We start from the raw sequence: 4,937 nt of genomic DNA, 5'->3' as shown, positions 1-4,937 counted from the left end.
CTTTATCGCTTCCGGTTCGAAAGGGATGACTGTTTTTTGGTCAGGGTGAACAATGCAGCCTCCCATTAAATTATGGTAATGGGCTTCATTGGGTTTCCCTTCGTTGCTAACGCAGCAATCATCACAGCCACATTCTTTTGAATGAAAAAGTCCTGTTCTATCAATAGACATCAGGTAATGCAAAATATCTTTTCAGTAAGATTTTCGAGTGCTTTAATATAATCCAGGATCATCACCCTAATCATTATGAAGGTGGCATCCCATTCATTAATTTCCTAATAGCTTCGTTTTCTATGATGTATCAAAAAGGCAAGTCTCTTCGGAAACTTGATAATATCCGCAATGACCCAATTAATACTCATAATCACGCGAATATGTATCATGTTATACAGGGAAGAATTTCTTCTGATACCCGTATAAGGGAAGGTCTTTACCCTGTTGATTCTACTGAGCTTCGAAAGGCATTTGAAAACTTTTCTCTTTGATTCAAAGTAATGGCACTCTCAAAAAAATATAAATTAAAAAGATCCAGTGGAGAAAGGCAATACTAATAATGACACTGTCAGAAAGCAGTATTCTCACCTCAAACCATTACGCTCGGGAAAAGCCCGGAAACGGCCATTCCTTTCGCACTGAGCAGTTATCTTGAGCTGGTAGACTGGACAGGTCGTATGGTTCGCCAGGATAAGAAATTGTCCCGGAATAAGTTCCGCATTTGACTGATACTTGTTAAGGCCGCTTCCCGCACAAGCACAAGCGGAGCCGTCTTTTTCGGGCAGCGGGTAGCGTTTGTTGAAATAACGAAGTTATTAAAGGACAGTTCCATAGATGTCTGATAATGCTTTGCAGGACTCTGCTTCGTTCAGCCGTGACATTGGTTGAAAGACAGATGCCTCGACAGTTTCCCCTCTCTCCTGGAAGCGTGTCCTGAACTTCACCAACATTTCCGGTTCAATTATGCCCGGAACGGTATTGGTATCCGTCAATGGTAGCTCAAGTGTGGTAATGCTCTGGTTGCCGCCCGTGACTTAGAAGGTAGTCCATTTAAAGGCTGTACTTCCAGAAAACTCCGATGGCCTTCGCCTTCTTCTTACCCCCCTTCCCACAGAGGGATCTACAGCCGCTATCATTTCATCTGGTACTTCATCTGGCTCAAGCCTTTTCATCAAACCAGCCATCAACAAATCCAGATATTCACCAAACGGGGCATTGCTCATGTTGATGGCCTCGGTGGGAACCGCCGCCTCAACATCCGAAGATTCGCTTCTCTCCTCTCCGGGACCAGCAACCGGCTCCCTCTGGCCGACACTTTCAAGGGCCATCAATTTAAGTGCATGGGTAGCCTTTAATATCTCTTTTTCAAGTTTACCTTTATTCAGTGATCGACTGGCCGCAGCATCCTCACCAACAGTAATACATGTATCCATCATTGCAGCAATAGTATCCATAAGGGTTGTTCCCTGTTCCCACATAACCAGGGGCCCTGTTGCCAGAACCAGACGACAGGTAATATGAATGAACGCTTCAACATCATGTCTTGAATAATCGGGTCCAACCCAAAGTACCTGCAGAAGATTCAATACCGCACTCATTGGCCGCACAACACCCTTATAAATATGGCGACGAGTGACATTCCCGGCTACCCTGTGCCCCCAAAACTCCGAAGATGCCTCCGGTCTGGTCAGGGCGCAGCCTATATCGGTTAACATGGCACTGCCGCTGAGCAGCATGGTTCCGCGAGTAAACCATTTGGTTACCAACGACTTCCCTCTATAGCCGCTGTTGCCCCCCCTCAAACTGTCTAAAAAATACTGCTCGTTGCTGGTCAGCGGTTCTCCTGTCACATTTTTCACAAGGCAGCTGTTTAATAACACCTGCTCATTTTTTTCTATCAAGTGATCCTTGAAGCCACAATTTTCAATCAGGCTTAATGGTATAAATGTTTTTCCCAGTACGGAATTATAAACAGTGTTACGCTGTGGTACATCCGGAGTGGCATCCTTAATTACATAAGCTCCATTCATTATGCCTCTAAGACCAATGGCTGTGATACCGGCAAATCGTTCAACCTGCCGAATACCTCTATCAATAATACCTTTTGTGCTACTATCTACTACGCCTATACCCGCCTCAGCGTTACTGAATAATCCGGTATCAACAAAATGTTTTTTTTGTTCATGCATCTTGATAAAATCAGTAATAAAATGATCCAGAATTTTCGAATTATCTGATTTGTCAACCTGCGTGATCAGCAGATTCAGAGAACCCGCAAGATAAAGAGTGAAGGCCATTGTTGCAGTTATGACATTGGCAGGCTTTAAACTTACCTTCTCCACATTTTCCGTCTTAAAAAGGCGCTCAGAATAATCAACGACTTTATTTTGCACTTCAGAAGTAAGATTGAGCGCCGGAGCCTTAAGAAAATCCCCGAGCATCTCAGTTTTTTGACGTCCACCATAGTTTCTTTCAAGCATCACTATCCCCAGCATTGAGAGATAGTATGTGGGCACACGATTCGATAAATGTTTCGCCGAAGTATTTATATAACCAGCGATATCCTGACAATAATCCGCAGCATGTTCCACATATTTTTTTTCTAACTTTCGTGATCTGACATAAACAGACATGGCGCAACGCTGTAAATAATAATCTACCATCTCTTCACAGGACGTCTGCATTTTATCAATTATTTCATCATCCGATTCATATAGTCGTTCACTTCTGATTATTGCTGAAGCCATTAAAGTTTCCGGCGTTAATACATGTGGTTCAAAAAGTTTCTGTTCTACTTCAGGATCATCCAGCCAGATTCCATAATTAACGCACTTCAGGGTATCAAGAAGCGCTTTCAATCTTTTTCCTATGTCTTCTGTTTCCGATTGCAATTCACCAACAGTCGATATTCCGGTAATCAGGATTCCCATAATTTGGGAGAACTTATTTTCAATATCAGCGTTGAAAATCCTTGTAAAACTATCACCAAAGACTTGCTGATTGATTGCCACCATATATTTATTGCCAGAAAAGGAATGAAATGATTCCATGTCATCAGACTGTATCGCCTCCAGAGACCTGTTAATTGTCTGTTTCATCAAGGAGAGGCATGGATCATCTGGAAGCTGCATATAATTAGCCAGATCGATAAATGGCTGGCTAATATTAAATCGAGAAATCTCCGATATTGCATTCTTGGCACCACTAAGTACGGTCTGTAAATTCAACCTGCCCCTCTCAGTACCCAGGCTACTTACTTTCCTGAAATCGAATGCCAACTGCTCCCGTGTTTTGCGGCTCGAATCTTCCGCCCCGGCGCTATTAATCGAAGGAGACGAGTCAGCTTCTCTATTTGACATAGAAATACTAGTAATTGACGGAGAGACATGCATATACAATTCAACCTAATATATTTCTATAATTAAATATTAATGAGAAAATTAATTCAATATTCACTTAGACAGCCATATTGCCGTTAAGGGAAAGTTAATTTTTATGACCATCAGCAATAGATTTTCAAACATTTCTACCTTCAACTTTAAGCAGAACACAGCCCACTCAGACTCTTTTACTAATTAGTCGACCCAATGGAATCGAACAATCCAAACCAACCATTCAGTACACTAATACATTCAAAACCGTTATAAATTGAGTTATACCAAAGTCATAAAAGTAACAACACACTCTTAGTATGAACCAAGCAGTTTCCCTCTAGCTTCAAGTTTTTTTGAAAGATTCTCTAATAAAAAGCTGGCAATATCGAACCCCATTTATTGGTAATCGAATACAAGATATTGGCTAAGCAGATACCCTGTCAGCTCTAAAGTCCTTGCAACATAAGAAAACATCCCTAATGTTCATCCTAAGACAATACACTTACACTGATTTAACATAAAAAGGCACTAAAACCCCGTTAATCAACATATAGCATGCAGATATTTTATTACTTAGACGACACAAGATGTTGACTCTGAACAGTTACTTTTAAACAATACGACAAAGACATTTATAAAATGTCACCAAACGTCTGCACACTCATGATTAACTACAATTAAAATAGCAGAAACCAATTGCATAGCATAAATATATCTTTGAATTTCACTGCAAAAATATTGATTTGTTGGCAGCTTCCGGTTATTTCGGAAGCCTGTTGATCGAAATAGTCTGAATCGTCAGGGGAATGGCGATCAGCACAATATCCAGAGAATCCGGGGTGCCTGGAAACCAAACAGCAACACCACCGTCAGGATTAAACCCAAAATAGACAACGGTTTAATGGTATGAACCATACCCAGCAGGATCATTCCGACAATATATTCATTAGCCAGATCAGACTTAAAAGTCGTTCAGCAACTCACGCATCCTTACCAGGGCTTCCGGCCTCAGACTGAAACAGGTACGGGGATGTTGCACCTCCGCATGCACCAGCCCCGCTGCCCGCAACACTCGCAGATGCTCCGAAACAGTGGACTGTGCCAGGCCTATCTGATCCACCAGATCAGACCCGAGGCAGACACCACCGGCCAGTATCCGCAGCAACCGCACCCGGGCAGGATGCCCCATGGCTTTTGCGTATGCCGCCAGCTCCTTCTCTTCCGCCTCGTGGAGCCCGATAAGGTTTTTAAGACATTCTGGCATCAGAAAGAAGGAACAGGACATCCATAAATTTCTATTCGTCTAGATTAAACTAACGTTCTACTTAAGCTTTCGCCCTGAATTTATGGATGTCCTGTTTATTTACTCTGTTTATTCTCATGGATGTCCTGTTTATTCGGTCGAATTTATGGATGTCCTGTTTATTCTCATAAGCGCGACCAGGAACATTTTGAACGTTGCCAGACTGCGCTCAAAGACGCCAAGGAAGCAGAAGACAAAGGACTTATTAATCTCTTCTACTTTGATGAGTCAGGGTTTTCTCAGGAACCCTGTGTTCCCTACGCTTG

The 4,937-nt window shown here is 42.4% G+C and carries 2 protein-coding genes and 1 pseudogene; 1 reads left to right on the top strand and 2 read right to left on the bottom strand.

Going from position 1 to position 4,937, the window contains the following annotated elements; translation table 11 throughout:
• Window positions 1–1,028: 1,028 nt before the first annotated feature.
• Entirely contained in the window at window positions 1,029–3,353 is a 2,325-nt protein-coding gene (locus RM811_RS24005; RefSeq protein WP_402529400.1) for a hypothetical protein, read from the bottom strand.
• Window positions 3,354–4,329: 976 nt separating this feature from the next.
• Window positions 4,330–4,653, bottom strand: a complete 324-nt coding sequence (locus RM811_RS24000; protein WP_402529398.1) for an ArsR/SmtB family transcription factor — start codon at window positions 4,651–4,653, stop codon at window positions 4,330–4,332.
• Window positions 4,654–4,752: 99 nt separating this feature from the next.
• On the opposite strand from RM811_RS24000, the pseudogene RM811_RS23995 reads away from it, so the two are divergent.
• Window positions 4,753–4,937, top strand: a pseudogene (locus tag RM811_RS23995) (hypothetical protein); the annotation flags it as partial.

Origin of the sequence: Endozoicomonas sp. (genome assembly GCF_031844845.1) — a bacterium.
In the GTDB taxonomy this organism is placed as follows: Bacteria; Pseudomonadota; Gammaproteobacteria; order Pseudomonadales; family Endozoicomonadaceae; genus Endozoicomonas.
This window is presented reverse-complemented; position numbering and strand designations above follow the sequence as displayed.